At 56.7% G+C, this 1,403-nt stretch carries 1 protein-coding gene; it reads left to right on the forward strand.

Annotated elements, in window-relative coordinates; all coding sequences use genetic code 11:
* Positions 1 to 112: 112 nt before the first annotated feature.
* Positions 113 to 1,390, forward strand: a complete 1,278-nt coding sequence (locus QA600_RS22750; protein ID WP_278294219.1) for an IS4 family transposase — start codon at positions 113 to 115, stop codon at positions 1,388 to 1,390.
* Positions 1,391 to 1,403 lie beyond the last annotated feature (13 nt).

The following is a 1,403-nucleotide window of genomic DNA, read 5'->3' on the forward strand; positions in this document are numbered from 1 at the left end:
CATCCGTCTTTAGCTAAGCCAAGAACCGCATGACAGCGGCGGCTTATCGGTGGTACTTTTCGGAAGGAATGAGGAGGCGACAGCTGTGCACACCGAAGCCTCCTCACACGATATTGAACGTCGTCTCACTAACCTCCTTCCCTCTGAAGCGCTCGAAGACCACGCCGATACTGTCGGCGTGGTCGAGCGCGAGGGGAAGCTTCAGATTCCACCACTTGTTTGGTCGTTCGCGTTCGGTTTCGCCGCAGGCGAAAGCCGAACGCTTGCAGCCTTTAGACGCACCTACAACTCCACTGCTGACGAGTCGCTCTCTCCGGGCGGCTTCTACCAACGGTTGACTCCGACCCTTGCAGAGTACCTCCGCGACCTCGTCGAATACGGGTTCGACGAGGTCGCTGTCCCTCACACCGTCTCTGAGGAGTTCGACCGCTTTCGAGATGTGATGATTGCTGATGGAACCGTCCTGCGGTTGCACGAGTTGCTCTCTGAAGAGTACAAAGCACGTCACGAGGAGCAGGCTGGAGCGAAGCTCCACCTGCTCCACAACGTCACCGACCAGACGGTCGAACACTTCAGCGTCACAGACGAGAAAACGCACGACAGCACGTTGTTTAACACAGGATCGTGGCTGGAAGGACGGCTATCGATCTTCGACCTTGCTTACTTCAAGTACCGGCGGTTCGCGTTGATCGACGAGAACGACGGCTACTTCGTGAGCCGACTGAAAAAGAACGCAAACCCGGTTGTGACGGAGGAATTACGGGAATGGCGCGGTCGCGCCATTCCCTTGGAAGGCGAGAAAATCTTCGACGTCGTGGACGACCTCTCCCGCAAGTACATCGACGTGGAAGTCGAGGTCCAGTTCGACCGGAGAGAATACTCGGGGACACAGTCACGAGATACGAAACAGTTCCGCGTCGTCGGCGTCCGCAACGAGGACGCCGACGACTACCATCTGTACATCACGAACCTGTCTCGGGAGGAGTTTCTCCCGGCCGATCTAGCGATGATCTACCGATGTCGATGGGAGGTAGAGTTGCTGTTCCGAGAACTCAAGACACAGTACGAACTGGACGAGTTCGACACGACGAAGAAGCATATCGTAGAGATTCTGGTGTACGCAGCGTTGTTATCCTTGGTCGTGAGTCGTAATTTGCTTGGTCTGGTCATCGAGCACGCTGATGATGGGCTCGTGTTCCCGCCGGAACGCTGGGCGGCGACCTTCCGGTCGCACGCCCAGCTCATTCTCCGCGAACTGAGGGAATATCTCGCCTACTCGCCGCCGCCGCTGCTAGAGCGACTGATCGAAGACGCTCAGAAGATCCACAAGCAACGACCGATCCTCCAAGAACAGCTTGCTACCACCATCCAACGGACTGCTGAGGCTTAGCTAAAGACCAATG

It is taken from the genome of Natronococcus sp. A-GB1, from assembly GCF_029688845.1.
Lineage (GTDB): Archaea > Halobacteriota > Halobacteria > Halobacteriales > Natrialbaceae > Natronococcus.